At 57.0% G+C, this 18,548-nt stretch carries 14 protein-coding genes; 9 read left to right on the top strand and 5 right to left on the bottom strand.

The features are described 5' to 3' along the window. Positions 1 to 27 precede the first annotated feature (27 nt). The 4 genes from LIW51_RS27185 to LIW51_RS27170 all read left to right on the top strand — a co-directional run bounded on the left by LIW51_RS27185 (position 28) and on the right by LIW51_RS27170 (position 4,565). Positions 28 to 1,209: a M20 family metallopeptidase gene (locus LIW51_RS27185; RefSeq protein ID WP_227378561.1), complete on the top strand. Its 1,182-nt coding sequence runs from the start codon at positions 28 to 30 to the stop codon at positions 1,207 to 1,209. Further along, positions 1,206 to 2,315, top strand: a complete 1,110-nt coding sequence (locus LIW51_RS27180; RefSeq protein ID WP_227378560.1) for a C45 family autoproteolytic acyltransferase/hydrolase — start codon at positions 1,206 to 1,208, stop codon at positions 2,313 to 2,315. The genes LIW51_RS27185 and LIW51_RS27180 overlap by 4 nt, the downstream gene beginning before the upstream one ends. A gap of 229 nt (positions 2,316 to 2,544) precedes the next feature. Further along, positions 2,545 to 3,300, top strand: coding sequence for an SDR family oxidoreductase (locus tag LIW51_RS27175; protein ID WP_227378559.1), 756 nt, complete (start codon positions 2,545 to 2,547; stop codon positions 3,298 to 3,300). 2 nt (positions 3,301 to 3,302) lie between these two features. Further along, positions 3,303 to 4,565 (top strand): ArgE/DapE family deacylase, encoded by a 1,263-nt coding sequence (locus tag LIW51_RS27170; protein ID WP_227378558.1) that lies wholly within the window; start codon positions 3,303 to 3,305, stop codon positions 4,563 to 4,565. Here LIW51_RS27170 and LIW51_RS27165 read toward each other — a convergent pair whose 3' ends face one another. From LIW51_RS27165 to LIW51_RS27150, 4 genes are all read right to left on the bottom strand, one after another. Continuing rightward, positions 4,566 to 6,230 carry an amidohydrolase gene (locus tag LIW51_RS27165; protein ID WP_227378557.1) on the bottom strand — a complete coding sequence of 555 codons (1,665 nt, stop codon included), beginning with the start codon at positions 6,228 to 6,230 and terminating at the stop codon, positions 4,566 to 4,568. It lies immediately after the preceding gene. A gap of 325 nt (positions 6,231 to 6,555) precedes the next feature. Next, positions 6,556 to 7,110: a dihydrofolate reductase family protein gene (locus LIW51_RS27160; RefSeq protein ID WP_227378556.1), complete on the bottom strand. Its 555-nt coding sequence runs from the start codon at positions 7,108 to 7,110 to the stop codon at positions 6,556 to 6,558. Between the two features lie 161 nt (positions 7,111 to 7,271). Continuing rightward, positions 7,272 to 8,093, bottom strand: coding sequence for an IS5 family transposase (locus LIW51_RS27155; RefSeq protein ID WP_227378555.1), 822 nt, complete (start codon positions 8,091 to 8,093; stop codon positions 7,272 to 7,274). A gap of 426 nt (positions 8,094 to 8,519) precedes the next feature. After that, positions 8,520 to 9,938, bottom strand: coding sequence for an amidohydrolase (locus LIW51_RS27150; RefSeq protein ID WP_227378554.1), 1,419 nt, complete (start codon positions 9,936 to 9,938; stop codon positions 8,520 to 8,522). A 253-nt stretch (positions 9,939 to 10,191) separates the two neighbouring features. Between LIW51_RS27150 and LIW51_RS27145 the strand changes: the two genes are divergently transcribed. The 4 genes from LIW51_RS27145 to LIW51_RS27130 all read left to right on the top strand — a co-directional run bounded on the left by LIW51_RS27145 (position 10,192) and on the right by LIW51_RS27130 (position 15,584). Then, the gene (locus LIW51_RS27145) at positions 10,192 to 10,713 is read left to right on the top strand and encodes an Lrp/AsnC family transcriptional regulator (RefSeq protein WP_227378553.1); all 522 of its coding nucleotides are present in this window, start codon (positions 10,192 to 10,194) and stop codon (positions 10,711 to 10,713) included. A gap of 182 nt (positions 10,714 to 10,895) precedes the next feature. Next, complete coding sequence (locus tag LIW51_RS27140) at positions 10,896 to 12,311, top strand: APC family permease (RefSeq protein ID WP_227378552.1); 1,416 nt, start codon at positions 10,896 to 10,898, stop codon at positions 12,309 to 12,311. Positions 12,312 to 12,492: 181 nt separating this feature from the next. Beyond that, positions 12,493 to 13,809 carry an aminotransferase family protein gene (locus LIW51_RS27135; RefSeq protein ID WP_227378551.1) on the top strand — a complete coding sequence of 439 codons (1,317 nt, stop codon included), beginning with the start codon at positions 12,493 to 12,495 and terminating at the stop codon, positions 13,807 to 13,809. A gap of 674 nt (positions 13,810 to 14,483) precedes the next feature. Then, positions 14,484 to 15,584 carry an amidohydrolase family protein gene (locus LIW51_RS27130; RefSeq protein ID WP_227378550.1) on the top strand — a complete coding sequence of 367 codons (1,101 nt, stop codon included), beginning with the start codon at positions 14,484 to 14,486 and terminating at the stop codon, positions 15,582 to 15,584. Between the two features lie 21 nt (positions 15,585 to 15,605). Here the strand turns inward: LIW51_RS27130 and LIW51_RS27125 are convergent, their stop codons facing one another. Next, positions 15,606 to 16,997 carry an APC family permease gene (locus LIW51_RS27125; RefSeq protein ID WP_227378549.1) on the bottom strand — a complete coding sequence of 464 codons (1,392 nt, stop codon included), beginning with the start codon at positions 16,995 to 16,997 and terminating at the stop codon, positions 15,606 to 15,608. A 227-nt stretch (positions 16,998 to 17,224) separates the two neighbouring features. Here LIW51_RS27125 and LIW51_RS27120 point away from each other — a divergent pair, with 227 nt between their 5' ends. Continuing rightward, positions 17,225 to 18,535, top strand: coding sequence for an aspartate aminotransferase family protein (locus tag LIW51_RS27120; RefSeq protein ID WP_227378548.1), 1,311 nt, complete (start codon positions 17,225 to 17,227; stop codon positions 18,533 to 18,535). Positions 18,536 to 18,548 lie beyond the last annotated feature (13 nt).

Genomic DNA, 18,548 nt, shown 5'->3' with positions numbered 1-18,548 from the left:
TCTGACCGATTTTCACAACTCACAGCCATGACGCAAGAACAAACGCAGATCAACGAGGACCTGACGACGGTAATCAGCGAACTTGTATCGCGCGAAACCGAGAATCCACCCGGTAACGAACGACGGGTCGCCGAGTTCATCTACGAGTGGCTGACTGAACGCGATATCAACGCAACACTCGTCCGCGAACCATACGGGAATCGCCCGCAGGTTGCCGCTCGCGTTGGGGACGGTGACCCGACCGTGGTTTTAAATGGTCATATCGATGTCGTCCCGGCAGGAAACCGCGACGAGTGGTCGCATCCGCCCTACGCCGCGGAGATCGACGATAAAAGTCTCTACGGGCGCGGCAGTGCAGACATGAAAACCGGAGTCGGCGTCGGGATGAAGGCGCTTGTTGACCTCAAGGAGTCCGTCGAATCCGACGACCTTGCAGGCTCGCTCGTTTTCCAGGCGGCGATTGGCGAGGAGACGGCGGAACCGGGCACAAAAACGCTCCTAAAACAGGGTTATGACGGCGATTACGGTGTGGTTCTCGAACCGACGGGGATGCGTACTGCGACCAGCGAAAAGGGGTTGGCTTGGTACGAAATCACGGTCACCGGGGAGCCATCGCACGCGAGTCGCCCTGATCAGGGCGACAACGCGATCACGAACGCCCGGCCAGTTCTCGACGCACTCGAGGACTACAACGACCGAATTGGCGACCGCGAGGATGACCTTGTGGGACAGGCCTACGCCACCGTCACCCGGATCGAAGCCGGTACCAAGGAGAACGTAGTGCCAGAAGACGCCGTCATCACCGTCGATCGGCGGTTTCTCCCCTCTGAGTCGGCCAAACAACTCGATGACGAGATCGATGAATTACTCGCGGAAGTCGAAGCAAACCACGGTATCGAGACGTCATGGCGGCGGACGCGCACCTACGAGTCGGCGGCGATCGACATCGACAGTCCCCTCGGGAAGGTCTTCCGCGAGAAGTCCGCTGAACACGCCGACGTCTCGATGGAGCCGTGGGGTGTAAAGGCCTCGACTGACGTGCGGAACTTCGTCAACGACGCAGACATCGAGGCGATTACGTGGGGACCGGGCGATCTCAGCCAAGCCCACACGTACGACGAACACGTGAATCTAGCCGATGCTACCACCGGTCTCCGCACCCTGAAAGCCGCGCTCAGGGAACTCCTCGACCAGTCATCAGACCGATGACAGGGTGCAACTCCAGGTTGGACTTCGTCACGCTATCTGGGGGTCCGCACGATCGAGGGATCACCCACGGCGAGCGGTTCGCGGCCGAGGTCAAGGCTAACGTCGACCGCTATTTTGCCAAGTTTGCCCATTACGGTATCCCTGCCGAGCGAGCACGGGAACTCGCTCGCGAGTTCATCCCGCTGATCGACGAAACTGCACCGGCGTACGCCGCAGAGATGCAGGGAATCGCGGACGGGAGTGGCGTGCCGCTGGTGGACGTGGCACTCCTCAACGCCCGCTACGAAATCACATACGGTGCCTACGCCGATGCAGCAGAAAAGACGCCGCCACGACGAACCGACGGCTGTACGAGCTTCGGTCTTCGAGCGACAGTCACGGACGCTGGGCGGCCGTACATCGGACAGAACTGGGATTGGATGCCCGATATCGACGTGTTTATGATGAGCGTCGAGCAGTCGGACGCCCCTAACCACGTCGCCCTCACTGAGGCCGGAATCGTCGGCGGAAAAATCGGGGTCAACGAACACGGAATTGGAATGACACTAAATGGACTGGTCAGCACCGCCGACGGCGAACAAACATTCCGGATTCCGTATCACGTGCGGTTCCGCGAGGTACTGGATGCTACGCGGTTGAGTGAGGCGATCGGGGCGCTCCTTGAGACTGACCGTGTCTGTTCTGCGAACGTACTCCTAGGCAGCGAGGACGGGGAACTCATCGATCTTGAGATCTTACCCGAGTCTGCAAACTACCTCTATCCGTCCGATGGCGTCCTCACGCACGCCAATCATATCGAAGGCCGCAGGGGAGAGAGTCAACTCGAGCGTATTCTACCAGATACCCTCTGTCGTGAACCGCGCCTTCGACATCTCCTAACTGACCGGCGCGACACCCTCTCAGTAGCGGACGTCAAGGACGCGCTACGCGACCATGTCGACCAGCCAACGAGCATCTGTCGCCATCGAAACTCAGCCGAGCCCGAACAAGAACAAAGTTCAACCCGCGTCAGCGCCATCGTCAACTTGACTGCAAAACGCGTATCCGCAACCGCAGGGCCGCCGTGTCAGACGACGTATCACGACTACGTCGTCTCAGAGAACTAGAGGTCATCCGTTCACAGTCCATCGTCGATTCAGGCAATCGTATCCCAACTGCGGTTGGGAATCCTCGCACCTTAGCGCGAGGAAGATGTCGAGTTAGCGAATCGCGCCTGAGCAATCAACTGAAATATGTTCACCGCAATTCAGCCAAACCAATTTGCATTCCAAATTTTCTACCTTCTGTTTTGATGACGTCCGGTAATTTGATACTGGGATGCGGTAATGAGAAACCATGCCTCTCAATGACTCGGTAGCAGTCATCACAGGCGCCGGATCTGGAATGGGACGGGCGACCGCCCGTCTGTTTGCGGAACGCGGTGCCGACGTGGCGGTCGTCGACCTTGACGGTGATGCGGTGACGGAGACAACCTCGATGATTGAAGACGTCGCGGACGACGGATCAGCGATTCCCGTAACCGCGGACGTATCCGATACTGACGATGTCGCGGCCTTCGTCGAGCGAACGGTCGAAGAGTTCGGACGAATCGACGTCCTCCACAACAACGCAGGCATCCCTCAGCAGTCAACCCCTGTCGAAGATGTGACCGAGGAGGCGTGGGATCGCATCCAGAACGTGAACCTGAAGAGCGCATTTCTCGGCGCAAAGTACGCGGTTCCACACATGCGAGAGCAGGGCGGCGGCGTCATCCTTAACACCGCTTCAACGGCGGGTATTCGTCCACGAACTGGCCTTTCGGCCTACTGTGCCTCTAAGGGTGGGATGATAACCCTGACGAAGCAGCTGGCACACGAACTGGCCGAAGATGGCATCCGCGTCAACGCTATCTGTCCCGTAGCAACTGATACGGATATGCTACCTGAATTCGCTGCGGGCGACTTGAGCGTAGAGTTGATGCGCGAGACGATTCCGCTCGGTCGTTTGGCGGAACCCCAGGATGTGGCCCACGCGGCGGCATTCCTCGCCAGCGATGAAGCCGCAATGGTGACAGGCACCGCACTCGAGGTTGACGGTGGGCGGGATATCTGACGATGTCATCCAAGGCCGAGATTCACGCCGCAGTCGACGAACGTCGGTCGGAAATCGTCGATTTCTTGCGCGAGTTCGTCTCCATCGAGACGGAGAACCCGATGGGGTACAAATACCGCGAGGGTGCGGAATTTCTCGCGGACGCGATGGTCGAACGAGGTTACGACGTTGAGACAGTCGAGGTACCTGAGGAACTCGTCGCAGAGCACTATCCAAACAGGACCGCACATGAACGAGTGAACGTCCTCGGACGGAAGACCGGAGACCTAGCAGGGCCGGACGTTCACTTCACGGGCCACTTCGACGTCGTACCCGCGGGCGAGGACTGGAGCTACGACCCCTATGATCCTATCGTCAAAGACGGGCGCGTCTACGGTCGAGGAACCAGCGACATGAAGTCGGGTATCGTGGCCAGCCTCTTCGCCATCGACGCGCTCGAAGAGACGGGCGTCGACCTCCGTGGATCGATCACCCAGAGCATGACCGTCGACGAAGAAACCGGCGGATTCACCGGTCTCGGCTATCTCGTCGACGAGGGGTATATTTCTCAGGCGAACACCGACTACTGCGTCTACACGGAGTGTTTCGGCTCCTCGCGCGTCTGTCTCGGCCACCGAGGTGTCATGAAGTTTCACGTCACCGCCCACGGTTCGAAGGCCCACGGCTGTATGGCACATGATGGGTCGAATGCCGTCATGGCGATGAACGACTTCCTTGCTCGCGTCGACGAGTACGAGGACGAACTCCACGCACGCACGACCGACCTCCCAGTTACACCCTCGGAATCTCGACGAGCGGATATTTCGGCGACAATGATCGACGCCGGCTACTCGGAGAACGTCATCCCGGATCGTTGTCGAGCGACGTTCTACCGGGTGCTCGTTCCGGACGAAACCGTCGAAGCCGCCCGCGAAGAGATCCGCGAGTTATTGGCCGATTCCGAAGTTGCAACTGGCCAGAAGTTCGAGTACGACGAAATCATGTTCGCCGAGCCCACGATCGTTTCCGAGAACGGCGTAGTGAGCGAGACGTACATGGAGAACATTCTCGACTTCTACGACGACACCGAACCGGTCGTCTCTCCGGGCTCCGACGACCAGCGGTTCGTCGTCAATGACGCAGGTATCGAGGAGTGCATCGTCTACGGTCCTGGCTTGCTGAAGCAAGCGCACGTAGTCGACGAGTTCGTTCCCGTCGATGAGGTCCTCACCGCAGCGAAGGTGATGGCTGCGTCAACGGCCGACATCATGGGTGTGACTGAGTAATCAATCGAGCACTCCCCGCTCGTGATCATACTTCACCTCACCGCCGACGATGGTGTATTCAACGTTGAGATCGCCGAGGATCTCGGGCGTGACGGATCGGGGATCCTCGGAGAGAACAGTCACATCGGCCAGTTTCCCGGATTCGAGCGTCCCCTTTTCATCCTCGTTGAATCCAAGATAGGCGGCGTCCGGGCCGTAGAGCCTAAGTGCATCCTCTATGGAAACGCGCTGATTCGACCCGACCGTCTCGCCCGTCACCGTTTGGCGGGTAACAGCGGTTCGGAGACCGACTCGCGGGTCGCCAGTCGCTACCGGCCAGTCGCCGTTGGCCGCGGTCGGTACGCCCCGCTCCTGAAGTTCCCTGATTGCGTACGTCCAGGGCATCCGCTTCTTGCCCCAGTAAACCCAATTCCGTGAGACGTCACTGCCGAGGAAACTTATGGACGACGAGACACAGACTCCAAGTTCCGCGATGCGATCGAGCTGCTCCGGTTTCGTGAGGCCACCATGCTCAATGCGGAAGCGGTGATTCTCGTCGGAATCGAGCACGTCTTGGTAGGCGTCGAGTATGTGATCCATGCCTCGATCACCTTGCCCGTGAACGCAGATACGAAGTCCTGCCTCGTATGCCGTCTTGACGCGATCAGCGAAATACTCGGGGCTAATGTGGAGTAACCCCTCGTACTGAGGCGAATCCTCGGGAACCTCCTCGCCCACATACGGCTCGTCCATTGCGGCGGTGCGCCCCGTAAATGCGCCATCCATGAAGTACTTGACGCCTACAATAAACAACTGGTCGCTTCCGAAGCCGGTTTCGATGCCGGTCTCTGTGAGACGAGACAGTACGTCAGTGCCGTCGGCCCCGAGATCTGATCCAGCGTCTCCCTGAACCATCATCCCGATTCGGACGTGGAGGTCGCTCTCGCGATGGAGTTCTTGATAGATCTTGAGATCCTCCGGGGTGGTTTTCGCGTCGTGAGCGGTCGTCACGCCCCATTTGAGAAGTTGGCGTATTGCGCGCTTCACGTGCTCTTTTCGATCTTCGCGGCTCTCATCAGGAATCGTCTCATGTAGCGAGAATTCTGCCTGCTCGCTCACGAGACCCGACGGTCGGCCATCCTCGTCGCGTTCGATAACTGCGGGCGGTTCGGGATCGGGCGTGTCTCGGTCGATACCCGCACGTTCGAGGGCAACGGAGTTGTAGATGCTACCAGTGTGGCCGCCGACGCTGTTTACTTGTACCGGATTGCTGGGTGCAGCCTCGTCGAGATCCCATCGATTAACATGGCGACCCTCGGCCTCCCACACGAGGCCGAGATTGTAGCCGCTTACAAATATCCACTCGCCGGTAGGCGTCTCTTCGGCGTGGGCGGCGAGTCGATCGAGTACGTCGGCGATTGATTCGTTCGGGGGTGAGCGGGCATTCACGTGCGCCATTCGCCGTCCGCCCATCGGAATGTGGAGATGAGTGTCGATGAAGCCGGGCAACGCCGCGCGTCCGTCGAGATCTATCACTTGTGTGTTGGATCCAATTGCCGTCTCGACCTCTTCGCTCGCCCCTACGGAGGCAATGCGGTCGTTTACAATGGCGAGTGCTTCTGCCTCAGGGTCATCATCCGCGAGCGTAACGATCGTCCCGTTTCTAAGCACGAGGTCTGCGTGCATATACTCTAACTAACATTGCATGCGTTAACGTTTTGCACTCTGGTGGTCACCAGTGAGGATACGTGCGTCAGCGGCATTTCCGTCGTACGAAGGAAAGACAAACTCGTGTCGAATATAGTTGGTGTATTGGGTTGACATCCCCACTCTAATGGGTGAAGTGTTGCGCCTATCCCTAAAAATTTGGCTCTGTTGAAATCCTATCGGTTCGACACGTTTCCTACTGAAACAGCCGTTAGGTAGGTGTGCGTAGTTTACAGGTAAAGGTGATCCGTTTCGTTGATCTGACTGGTGGTCTATCCCACTGCCTGTTTAGGGGTTGGTTTGGTCATCGGAGGCTGTAGTCGACCAGGACGGAGCCGTCGTCGAAACGACGTGTCGTGTCGAGAGTGAGGTCGACCCGGGCTGCGTCGGGGAGGGCTCGGGTTCCCCCACCGACGATCGTCGGGATCAAGCGCAGTACATACCGGTCGACCAGACCTGCCCGGATGGCTTCGGCAGCGAGGCCGGCACCACCGATTTGCAGGTCGCGATCGGCTTTGTCTTTCATGGTCTGTACCACTTCGGGGTCGAACGTCCGCTCCAGGCGGGTCCGCGGTTCCGACACGGTGTCCAGGGTGGTTGAGTAGACGACTTTGTCGGTATCCCGCCACGCCTCGGCGAACTCGCGTTCTACCTCGGAGAGGTCGTCGAGGACAAATGAGTCCCACACCCTCATCGTCTCATACATGCGACGGCCGCAAAGGAAGGTGCCCACCGATCGTTGGAGGTCATTGAAGAAGGCATGCGCGTCTTCAGATGGCTGTGCCCAGTCGAAGTTGCCGTTCTCGTCGGCGATGTAGCCGTCGAGTGATGAGTTGATGGCGTAGATGAGGTTGGCCATGGAATCCTCTTGATCGTCGTGCCTATTCAATATGGACGATAGAAGAGCCGGAAACTGATCAGACGGTATGTATCTACGTTGCGCACCTTCTCGAAGGCAGCCACGACCCCGGATGGGACCGCCGCTATGTGAACCAGGTCTATTTCACCTGTATCCACCGGTTAGAGTGATCGGTCGAGGTTGTGAGTGAGACAGTTAACAGCGAGTTCCCGAAACTGCTTCCACCAGTGGCGTGAGCGGACGAATGCGCCGTACTTGCGTTTGAGCCGGGAGTTTACCGTCTCGTTTTGACTGCGCTGACTGTAGAGATCGGCATCTAGTCGAGCGTTCCATGCCTTGTGGAGCTGCGAAAACTCTCGGTGCTTAATGAGCGGACGAACATCCTGCTCGTGGGCTAGCGTCCGAATCTTCTGGTCGTCGTACCCCTTATCTCCGAGGAGAATCACTACTTCGTCGGTATTTCGCTTGATGAGCGACGGTGCGATTTGCGAGTCGTGTTTCCGTGTCGTCGTCACATTTAAGTCGATAATCGCGTTCGATCTCGTGTCTACGAGAAGCGTGACTTTCAACTGCTGAATCGTCAACTTCGTTCGCTTCGTGTAGTGTTTTGAGGCATGACTGCGGTCGAACCCGGAGGCGTCGATCCCGCCGACACCGTTGGTCGGGAGAAGGGTGACTGAGAGATTAAGAAGAACACGCCAAACAGCCATATCGAGTTGGTTGAACGCTTTACACAGCGTCGAGGGGCAGGGGAGGTCCTCAAGATCGATCGCTCTCCGAATCCGAGGCATCTCGATGAATTCGTCGAGAAGCATCCGGTACGTCGTATTCTTCCGAACCTTGAGACAGAGTAAGACGATGTGCTGGTGAAGTGTGTACCGCCGTTTCGAGAACTTCGAGGAGTAACGTGTGACAGCTCGGCGGGCCAAGTGATATGCTTGTTCCACGAACCGGAGTAACCGCGACTTCGGGAGGGCCTGCATTCGGTCACACTACCGGTCGAACCTGCAACTCTCTGAGGATTTCAACAGAGCCAAAAATTTCAATGTGAACGCCCGATGCTTCTCGAATGTGAAGAAAACACAAGCTCTTACGTTGAAACAAGCACAAAGCCTCGCTAGGTAGAGAGGGAATACGCGTCCTTCGCTCTTTATTTCAAACCGCCGATCTTAAGCCCTCTGGCAAGATGCTCTTGGAGCGACACAGAGGAAGCAGTCGGTTTGATGACATAGCCCCTGCGGCTCGAATTGGTTGACCATCACTGGTCGGAGGCATCGTCCTCCTACCAACTTAAAGAACAACGCACAGGCCCGAGTATCGTCCGAACGGACGAGAATATTGCCGCCGGAGAATTGGCGTAGCCGAGACTTCCACGTGGGGAAACCCCACCGTTCACACCAGTGATGATGTCATTTAGCGGTGAGATCGAACGGAGGTTCGATATTCGGCGGGAGCGGTGATTGATACCTCTGGTCACCGGTCACCTCGTGGAACTCCTCGTTCGCTCGCTCCACGATACTTGGGTTTTCAAGGAGTGCATATGCGGTTCCACCGAGAACCTTCGCGGCATAGACGGCTCCTTTCTTCCCGAAATCGCCGTTAGCCGCAGTCGCCTGCCACGTGTGCGCCGGCGTTCCGACTGCCCACGTAGCTGCTCGGAACTGGCCGGTCGGCGTGATCCAACTCACGTCACCCACCTCGGTTGATCCGCCGCCGACTTCCCCTTCCGCGTGCGGCGGAACCGGTTCGTCGTAGAGACTAGCATTGCGTATCTCCTCCACGTACTCCTCGGGTACATCTTCGAGACTCGCCTCGATCTGATGGTCGGAAATCGTTTCCGTCAGGTCGGCCGCGAACGCGCGGTCATCAGCGGAGTAGCCGACGTCGCCGAGTTCCTGCATGGTCTCCCAAATGATGTCAGTCACCGTGTGGTTAGGAAGGTAGTCCCAGCATCCCGTGACGTAGCGATGGTTCACATCTGTCTGGGTCATCATCGAGGCGGCTTCGGCGATATCGGTCAACCAGTCGCTAATACGTTCGACTTCAGAGCGTGTGGGTGCGCGGACATAGTACCAAACGGTCGCCTCTGCGGGTACGACGTTGGGAGCATCGCCGCCATTCGTGATGACGTAGTGGACGCGGGCTTTCTCGGAGATGTGTTCCCGCATGTATTCGACTCCGGCGTTGAGGAGTTCGACAGCGTCAAGCGCACTTCGACCTGACTCAGGTGAAGCAGCTGCGTGAGCAGAAACGCCTTCGAAGGTGAACTGAATTGAGTCGAGTGCGAGCGATCGGTCGAGTGTGGGTGTATTCAGTGTACCTGGATGCCACGTTATGGCGGCGTCGAGATGATCGAATGCACCGTCACGTGCCATGAATACTTTCCCGACGAGGGTCTCCTCTGCTGGACAACCGTAAAACTCGATAGTTCCGTCGATATCGCCGCGTTCGATGGCGCGCTTCACTCCAATGGCTCCCCCGACGCCTGCAACCCCGAAAAGATTGTGGCCGCAGCCGTGTCCCGGTGTACCCTCCTCAACCGGGTCGTGCTCCGATTTCACCTTCTGGGAGAGATCAGGGAGCGCATCATATTCACCGAGAATTCCGACTACCGGATCACCGCTTCCGTAGGAGGCCACGAACGCCGTCGGCATCCCTCCGAGTTCTATCTCAACGTCGAACCCTTCCTCCTCTAACCGAGTTACGAGAATTTGCATGGATTCTTCTTCGTGAAGGCCCAGTTCAGGCGTTTCCCAGATTTGCTGGGCCATCGATTTCAGCCGTTCTCGTTCTGTCTCGACATCTTTAAATACGCGTGCTTTCGTCATGATTTTCCACTCGCCCGCTGCAACCATCAACGTTCGGCTCCCTACCGGCCTTCGCCGGTTTTTGCGCGACGGACACATGCCATCAAAGGATTTCTCCGACGTTAATCTCATTGAGTGAGTCTACAAGTTCCGGCGTTCACGCTAAGGTAGTTGACCCGTCATTGTTTCAGTCAACCACTACTATACTTCGTACTGCATCGCATGCTGCTACTATAGCAAGCTTTTCTTGACAGACCCTCCCTAACTGAATCACATGAACGACGCACTTCGAACGGCGCCAGATTTGGATAAGACCGATCTCGCTATTCTTGAGCGGGTGGAAGACGACTTCGATGTAAGCCTTGAAACACTGGCCGATGAACTCAATCTCTCGAAATCCGCGGTTCACTATCGCTTGAAGAAACTCAAGGGGAACGGCGTGATTCAGGGGATTACTGCCGATGTCGACCCACTCACGTTTGGGTTAGAGATGGTTGCCATCACCGATGTCACTGTCACTCACGAAAGCGGTTATTCAAAGGAAATTGGAGAGAAGTTGATGGATCTCAAAGGGATTGAACAAGTTTTCTACACTATGGGTGATGTGGATTTCGTTACCATCAGTCGTGTACAGTCACGAGATCAATTGAACGACCTTATCGACCGTATTGTCGCCATTGAAGGTGTTAATGAGACTTCATCACGGTTCGTGATGCGGGAATTTGGTACAAAGCGTACCATTACGGCAAATCTCACTGAGGAAGCGCGCGATGTCTTACTTAATTCCCAAAATTGATAACACCAGTATCGTAATATAACCAATCCAATTTTTGAACAACGATTAAAATATTATTGATAGTCACAAAATTCACTGCAGCCAACACTGCGGAAATATTCCTACATAATGCCCAGAGCGCCTTTTTATAATGTACTTAACAAGGAAAGATTATTTATGATTAGAAGAGAACTGAGTCCACTATGGGGACTGAACACCAAGAAGAGGAATTAACGCGGGTCTTATCGAAGCGCGACATTTTTGTTCTCGCATTTGGGGCGATGATCGGATGGGGATGGATTATTCAAACGGGATATTGGATTGACGAAGGAGGGACAACTGGAGCGATTCTCGCCTTCGTCATCGGGAGCGTCATGGTCGCAACTGTCGGATTGATCTATGGTGAGCTGGCATCAGCGATGCCATTTGTTGGTGGTGAGCACGTCTATAGCTTACGAGCGCTGGGATCTGTTGGGTCGTTCGTCTGCACATGGGCGATAATTCTCGGCTATGTTAGCGTAGTCATATTTGAAGCAGTTGCCTTGCCATCCGCGCTTGCTTACTTAGTTCCCGGCTTCAATGTCATTCCATTGTGGACGATTGCCGGTGAACCCGTCTATGCTACGTGGGTATTGACAGGGGGGATCGGGGCGATCGTGATGACGGCGCTCAATTACCGCGGTGTGCGTCCCGCAGCGCAGTTCCAGACGATTCTCACGCTCGTGATCGGGCTTGCCGGTATCACCCTCGTAATCGGTGCCCTTCTGAATGGACACTCCACTTCTACGCCGCCGTTCACTGAGGCTGGATGGTCGGGACTGTTCACGGTCATCGTCATGACTCCCTTCATGTTCGTCGGATTTGACGTGATTCCGCAAGCCGCCGGCGAAGCTGACGTCTCCTATCGTTCGATCGGGTTGTTGATTGTTCTCTCCGTTGTGATGGCCGCGGCGTTTTACATCTCCGTGATCTGGGCTTCTGGGCAATCACTCCCCAGCTCGAAACTCGTAGAGAGTCCACTGCCCGCTGCCGCCGCGCTAAGCTCATTATTTAACAGTACGGTGATTGGTCGAATAATGGCTCTCGCGGGTATCGCAGGGATACTCACAAGCTGGAACTCGTTCATTATCGGCGGCAGTCGAGCCATCTACGCGCTCGCAGAAGCGAAAATGCTACCAAGCCGGCTTGCGACTGTTCACCCACGATACGGGACGCCATCGACTGCCATCAGTCTTATCGGAAGTATCTCAGTATTTGCACCCGTGTTTGGCGAACAAATGCTTATTTGGATCGTAAATGCGGGAAGTCTTGGCATCGTTCTTGCATGGCTCTTCGTCGCAATCTCCTTCCTTGTATTGCGATACCGCGAACCGGAGTTGAATCGTCCCTTCAAACTTCCTGGAGGGTATACTTTTGGAGTTCTTGGACTGGTGCTGACTACTTTCTTCGTTGGTCTGTACCTCCCCGGAGCACCTTCTGCACTATCGTGGCCGTTCGAGTGGCTGATAATCTTCGCTTGGAGCGTGCTTGGGCTGCTCCTCTATCTGTTTTCGAGCGGGTCTTCGGAGGACACTACGATGGAAGATGCAAAAGACGCTCTTGAATCCATTGAGAATTGAAAGCACTGGACGCTACGACCGAAATCGATCACCGCACGTTGAATTGCCGATTCAATTCGGACACTAACTTATATGTTATTTGTCTGGTGCCCATTAGTTGATGGAAAATATGCGAATATTTCCCTGTTAATCGAATATTATTCAAGGAAGAGTTCATAACACCGGAGAAAGATCATAATATATGGCTCAGCAGGAGACCAATACGGCGAACCTAGCATCAATCCACCATTGGTACGATCCGGACAGTACTCCATTGAGTATAACAGACGGTGATGGTGTATCCGTCTGGGATGATAACGGAAATGAGTATCTCGATTTCTGTTCACAATTATACTGTACAAACCTCGGTCACAGCAACGAGGCTGTAATCGAAGCAATGGATGAGCAAGCGCGCAAAATTCCATATGTGTCATCTGCAAAGCGTACACCGGTTCGTGAAGAACTTGCCTCGAAACTCGCTCAAATCGCACCCGGTGGGCTCTCAAATACGTTCTTTTCGGTCTCTGGAAGTGAAGCAAATGAGATCGCAGTACAACTCGCTCGTGAGTATCAAGATGCCCCGACGGTTCTCACTCGCTGGCGTTCCTATCACGGTGGGACATACGGTGCTGGTGCCCTGACCGGAGATCCCGAAACACGAGCGACAGTCCAACGCCATGCAACCACCTCGGGTGCAGCAAAATTCCTCCCGCCAATTCCCAAAGCGTTCGACACAAACGATCCCGCCGAACTCGCACGACGAGCAGGTGAGCACCTTGAGTTTGTCATCCGAAACGAAGATCCAGATTCGATTGCTGCGATACTAACAGAACCGATTGCCGGGACGAGTGGTGCCTTCCCCGCTCCACCAGGCTATTTCGATCATGTCCGAGATCTCTGTGACGAGTACAATATTCTACTGATCTCCGATGAAGTTATTACGGGGTTCGGTCGTTGTGGAGATTGGTTCGGGATTCAAACTGAGAACGTGGAACCGGACATGATTACTTTCGCAAAAGGCGTCACAAGCGCATATGTACCGCTTGCTGGCGTCATTACAACTCCAGAGCTAGCCTCATTTGTCCAAACGAATGGCTTCGATATTGGACAAACCTTCGGTGGTCATCCTGTTGGCTGCGCAGCCGGCTGTGCCGCACTTGAGGTCTATGCGGACGGCATCATTGAACATGTGGCCGATCAAGAAGCGGTACTCCAAAGTAGATTACAAGAAATAGAAACCGAACACGGTGTAGTTAGCGATACCCGTGGACGCGGGTTCTTATGGGCGATAGAATTTGCAGATCCAGAAACGGACGAGCCGTTCCAGGATCCGCGTATTACCGACGAGGAGAACCCAGTCGCGAATGTACTTCAAGAATCTCAAAAACGAGGTGCTCTATTCGGAAGTGGTCGTCCAGGGTTCCAGATTATCATCTCACCACCGCTTATTGCAAATCAGAGTGACCTGCAGCAGGCATTGGATATCCTCGACGAATCGATCACTGCTGTCTTCGGGTGAACCCTCGCAAGATTACGGAATTTCAGGCGAGAAAGCCTCACCCTTGAGGGCGAGGAGGATGTCAATATCTGTTGGATAACTTCTACTGAGAACAAACGGTGTGGAGAGTTATAGTGTAGCACACCGCCTTCGAATGGTATCACAGACATTCGATCGACGCACGTTCTGTCCCTCGTGGGACACGGAAAAATTCTGCCGATAGTACGATAGATTTTCTGGTGTGACAGTCGTGACTGTCACTTTCGCATTGTTTAATGACAGAAATATAGTATTTGTCGTGACTTATACAAAAATTCGAGAAACATTGGTAAGACTGAATAGACAGATTATCCAATAATACTGTCTAGTAACATTACTATCAGCCGCCAGCATCGAGGAACCTGGGAAGGAATTAATCCGGAAACACAGGAACTCTATCACTCAAAATAGCCGTGGTCTTCCAAGTCGCGCAGGACATCGTAAATACGTGGTCCTAGAACACCGCTTGCGGTTACTACCTCGCTCGCCGACGCTGCGCCGATATTCTTAAATGAAATCACCGACTGACGATTTTGAGAGCGTGACATTCTCGCCCGCCGTAAACGGCGAGATTTTCTCGCTGATGAAGATAGGGTAACCTGGCAACGCTTCCAAAGCGTACTAACAATTATCTCCGCGGGCGTCACACGTCCACCATGCCTATCCGCGAGGTCGTCGAATCCACACCCCTCGTCGATAATCACGCACACGCCGTCGAACCGCTATCGCGTGAGACCGTCACCGAATCGTTCGCGAGCTACTTTACTGAGGGTGACCTCTCGCAGGAGAACGCCCGTCACACCCTGAACTATCGTGCGGTAGTCGACCTGCTCGCAGAGCGGTTCGGCGACGAGGACGAGGCGACCCTGCTCGAACGCCGGGCGGACGTCGACATCGAATCGTATTCGCGGGAGCTCCTCGCCCGGACGAACACTGAGCGTATCCTGGTGGACGACGGTTTTCCGGACGTAACTCCCGCGGAGTTCGCTGCGTACACGGACGTCGATATCCGACCCATCCACCGCGTCGAGAACGCCGCCGAAGAGCTGATTCCGAATCACGACTCGTTATCTTCGTTCGAAGATGCGTTCGTCGACCACCTTGACGACGTGCTCACCGCCGAGTTCGTCGCGTTGAAGACCGTCGTTGCCTACCGCACCGGTCTCGACGTGCGCCGCCACGACCGCGACGCGATACGAGGGGCATACGATGCCGTCCGCGCGGACTGGGATGGCCGCATCGAAGATTCGGTCGTCAACGACCACATCGTCCATCTCGCCGCGGATGTCGCCGCGTCTCACGGCGTGCCGCTCCAATTCCACACCGGATTCGGCGACGCGGACGCTCACCCACTGTTCGTCGATCCGACGTACCTGTACGAATTCCTCCGAGCGCACGCCGACACTCCGGTCGTACTGCTCCACGGCGGTTACCCATACACGCGGGCCGCCGGCTACGTCACCGCCACGCTCGACAACGTCTTTCTCGATCTCTCGCTCGCCACGCCGTTCGTCCAGCACGGCGTCGAACCTCTCATCTCGCAGGCGCTCGAACTCGCGCCCACGTCGAAATTGCTCTACGCCTCGGACGCGTTCTCCGTTCCGGAACTCTACGTGCTCGCAGCGCGGCGGTTCCGCGCCGACCTCACGAGCGTTCTGGAGCGACTCTACAGGGACGGATTCGTATCCGAGAGGTACGCCGAGGACGTGGCGCGTGGTATCCTCCGCGAGAACGCCGTCCGGCTCTACGACCTTTGACAGCGAAGGAGAGGTGTGAGTTCAGTCGTCGGCGCTCGGTCGTCTCTCGGTGTCGAGCACCGTGGGAATCTGGGCCTCGTCCATCCGGTGGCGACCGTAGAAGTAGTAGATCGCGGAGATAACGATTAGGAAGACGATGCCGAGTCCGAACGACGCGATGGCACCTTGGAACGTGCCGTAGAGGATGAACAGCACGCCCACCATTCCGAGGATCGGAAATAGCGGGAACAGTGGCTGTTTCCAACTCTGGTCGTCGACGTGTCCCCCGTGCTCGCGGCGGTACTTGATGGCGGCGACGATGGCGACGCCCCAGGTGACTTCCCACGCGAACACTAGCAGGAGCGAGAGCTGGCCGTAGTCGAGTAGTTCGTACTGGGCGACGAGCAAGAGGATGACGCTGCACGCCCAGACGAACACCGTCGAGAAGAGGGGAACCCGAGTTCCCTCGTAGACCTGCCCGAAGATATCGGGGAGAACCTTCATCTCGCCCATCTTGTAGAGCATCCGCGGTGCGGAGTACATGGTTCCCATGAATAGGCTCGTGAACGCCGCGATCCACGCGGCGAAATTGATGATGAGTGCGGCGTTCGACCCCCAGACCAACTGCGCGGTCGTGGTGAACGGCGACTCAAGCGAGGTGAACTGCTGGTACCCCATCAGCCCGATCATGCCGATCATCGCGAGCGTGTAGATGAAGAGGAAAGTGAGACAGGCGACGACCAGTGCACGCGGAATGTCGCTAACGTTCTTCGCCTCGTCACCGCCCGTCGTGAGGGTGAGCGGTCCCATGTAGGCGTACATGCCGAACGCCATCGCGGCCCAGACGCTTCCGACGCCGTTCGGGAAGAACGGCGTGAATCGTCCACCAGAGAAATCACCGCTGAGGATGGTGCTGACGCCGAAGATAAGCACGATACCGACGAGCACGAGCACGGTGCCGAGCTGAAGCCTACTCGAGAGGAACACGCCGCCAAGTTGGATGAGCGCGAAGACGGTTACGAAGAGGATGCCCCAGACCGCGGCCGGGACGCCGAGGTCGGGAACGAAGAACTGGGTAATTCGACCGAGTGCGAGCCCGACGCTGCCGCCGGCGATGATCCAGCCGACGGCGTACGAGAGACCGCTGATGAACCCGGCGTAGTCGCCGAGAAGCTCGCGCCCCCAGATCCACATGGCACCCGCGCTTGGCAGGCCGACCGCGAGGTCGCTCACGCCGAGCGCGATGAAGAGCATGAACAGTCCCGCCATCACGTACGCTAAGATGGCGGCCGGGCCGGCGGTGGCGATACCGTCGCCGAGCAGCAGGAAGATGCCGTCTCCGACGACGGATCCGACGCCGATGGCCCACAGGTGCCAGAACCCGAGTTGTTTTGCTAACCCTTTCGATTCGGCAATATCTGTTTTTGTTGACATCGTATCAATACCGTGCTTCACAATCACAAGCAGGGATACTTAAATATTTGTGCAATTCTGCCGAAGACGCGTGGAGATAACGAAAAATTTTTGTGGAAAATTCGTCATCGTCCGTTTCTTCCTTGACTCCGTCTTATGATTGTGCGCCGATAAAATGCGCCCGTAGTCGTATCAGAATAATTGTCCGAGGACGAAGATGTATCGTGTTCTCGGGCGTTGGGTCCGGCATGAGCCGCGAGTTTGATATCCTCGACCGCGACAGCGACGTGCTCTCGGAGGCGATGAAGATTCGCTTCTTCCCGTTCGTGCTCGACCGCCAAGCCGGCGCGACGCTCACGAGCGTCGACGGCGACGAACTGATCGACTTCACGTCCGCGTGGGCGGTGGCGAACACCGGCTACCGCCATCCGACCGTCGTCGACGCGCTCCGAAACCAGCTCGACCGCGCGCTCGCCAACTCGCCCATCTCCCTGCCGCATGGTTCGGTCGTCCAACTCGCCGAGCGCCTACGCGACCGGCTCGACGCCGGTTATCCTACGAAGGTGTGGTTCGGTCACTCCGGTTCGGAGGCGGGCGACCTGCTTTCGAAGGCCATTCCGACGACCGGCGACGGCGATGTCGTCGTGAACTTCGAGGGCTCCTACCACGGCATCACCGCCGGCGCGGCGGCTATCTCGGGGCACAGCGCGCAGGCGGGCGTCGAGTCCGAAGACGTCGTCACCCTACCGTTCCCCGACCAGTACCGTTCTTATCTCGACCCGGACGCGCTCGCCGATACTGCCTTGGAGGCGGTCGCAGAGGCGTTCGAAACGCACGATATCGCCGGCCTCATCACCGAGCCACTCCAGAGCGACGGCGGTATCCTCGTGCCGCCCGATGGATTCCTCGAGGGGCTCGCGGATCTCTGCACAGACAACGACGCCTACTTCGTCGTCGACGAGGTCAAGGCCGGGCTCGGACGCACCGGCGAGTTCTTCGCGTTCGAACACGCCGATGTCGAGCCCGACGCGATCATGCTCGGGAAACCGCTCGGCAGCGGCGTCCCGATCAGCGCGGTGGTCGGTCGCGCCGAATTGGTGGATTACGAGCCCGCGAGCCACATGATGACGACCGCCGGGGGACCCCTCTCGGCGGCGGCCGGTCTCGCCACCCTCGACGTGATCGAGGCGGAGAACCTTTCCAAGCGTGCCGCCCGCCTCGGCGACCATCTTTCGGACGTGCTCGCCGACCTCGCCGCCGACTCCCCTGTGGTCGGGGACGTGCGCGGCCGAGGGATGATGCAGGGCGTCGAACTCGTCGAAGCCGGCACCGACGACCCGTCTCACGACCTCGCGGCGCGGGTCTGCCTCTGGGCGCGCCGCCGCGGGCTCGCGGTCTTCTATGTCGGCTTGCACTCGAACGTGCTGGAGCTCACGCCGCCGCTTACTATCTCCAAGACCGACCTCGACACAGGCGTCGACCGGCTGGCCGGCGCGATAGAGGACGCCCAGACGAAGACCCTCGACCCGGCGCTCCTAGAGCGGTACGCCGGCTGGTAGGGAGAAGGAAGCT

It is taken from the genome of Haladaptatus halobius (assembly GCF_020618475.1).
GTDB lineage: Archaea > Halobacteriota > Halobacteria > Halobacteriales > Haladaptataceae > Haladaptatus > Haladaptatus halobius.
The sequence above is the reverse complement of the archived record's forward strand: the minus strand, read 5'-3'. Positions and strand labels throughout refer to the sequence as shown.

Excerpts from the sequence above, each read along its gene's own strand:
- LIW51_RS27165 (WP_227378557.1), bottom strand. The coding sequence starts at position 6,230 with ATGCACGCAGACCTCGTGCTTAGAAACGGGACGATCGTTACGCTCGCG.
- LIW51_RS27185 (WP_227378561.1), top strand. The coding sequence starts at position 28 with ATGACGCAAGAACAAACGCAGATCAACGAGGACCTGACGACGGTAATC.
- LIW51_RS27155 (WP_227378555.1), bottom strand. The coding sequence starts at position 8,093 with ATGCAGGCCCTCCCGAAGTCGCGGTTACTCCGGTTCGTGGAACAAGCA.
- LIW51_RS27175 (WP_227378559.1), top strand. The coding sequence starts at position 2,545 with ATGCCTCTCAATGACTCGGTAGCAGTCATCACAGGCGCCGGATCTGGA.
- LIW51_RS27120 (WP_227378548.1), top strand. The coding sequence starts at position 17,225 with ATGAGCCGCGAGTTTGATATCCTCGACCGCGACAGCGACGTGCTCTCG.
- LIW51_RS27130 (WP_227378550.1), top strand. The coding sequence starts at position 14,484 with ATGCCTATCCGCGAGGTCGTCGAATCCACACCCCTCGTCGATAATCAC.
- LIW51_RS27145 (WP_227378553.1), top strand. The coding sequence starts at position 10,192 with ATGAACGACGCACTTCGAACGGCGCCAGATTTGGATAAGACCGATCTC.
- LIW51_RS27160 (WP_227378556.1), bottom strand. The coding sequence starts at position 7,110 with ATGGCCAACCTCATCTACGCCATCAACTCATCACTCGACGGCTACATC.
- LIW51_RS27140 (WP_227378552.1), top strand. The coding sequence starts at position 10,896 with ATGGGGACTGAACACCAAGAAGAGGAATTAACGCGGGTCTTATCGAAG.
- LIW51_RS27180 (WP_227378560.1), top strand. The coding sequence starts at position 1,206 with ATGACAGGGTGCAACTCCAGGTTGGACTTCGTCACGCTATCTGGGGGT.
- LIW51_RS27125 (WP_227378549.1), bottom strand. The coding sequence starts at position 16,997 with ATGTCAACAAAAACAGATATTGCCGAATCGAAAGGGTTAGCAAAACAA.
- LIW51_RS27135 (WP_227378551.1), top strand. The coding sequence starts at position 12,493 with ATGGCTCAGCAGGAGACCAATACGGCGAACCTAGCATCAATCCACCAT.
- LIW51_RS27150 (WP_227378554.1), bottom strand. The coding sequence starts at position 9,938 with ATGACGAAAGCACGCGTATTTAAAGATGTCGAGACAGAACGAGAACGG.
- LIW51_RS27170 (WP_227378558.1), top strand. The coding sequence starts at position 3,303 with ATGTCATCCAAGGCCGAGATTCACGCCGCAGTCGACGAACGTCGGTCG.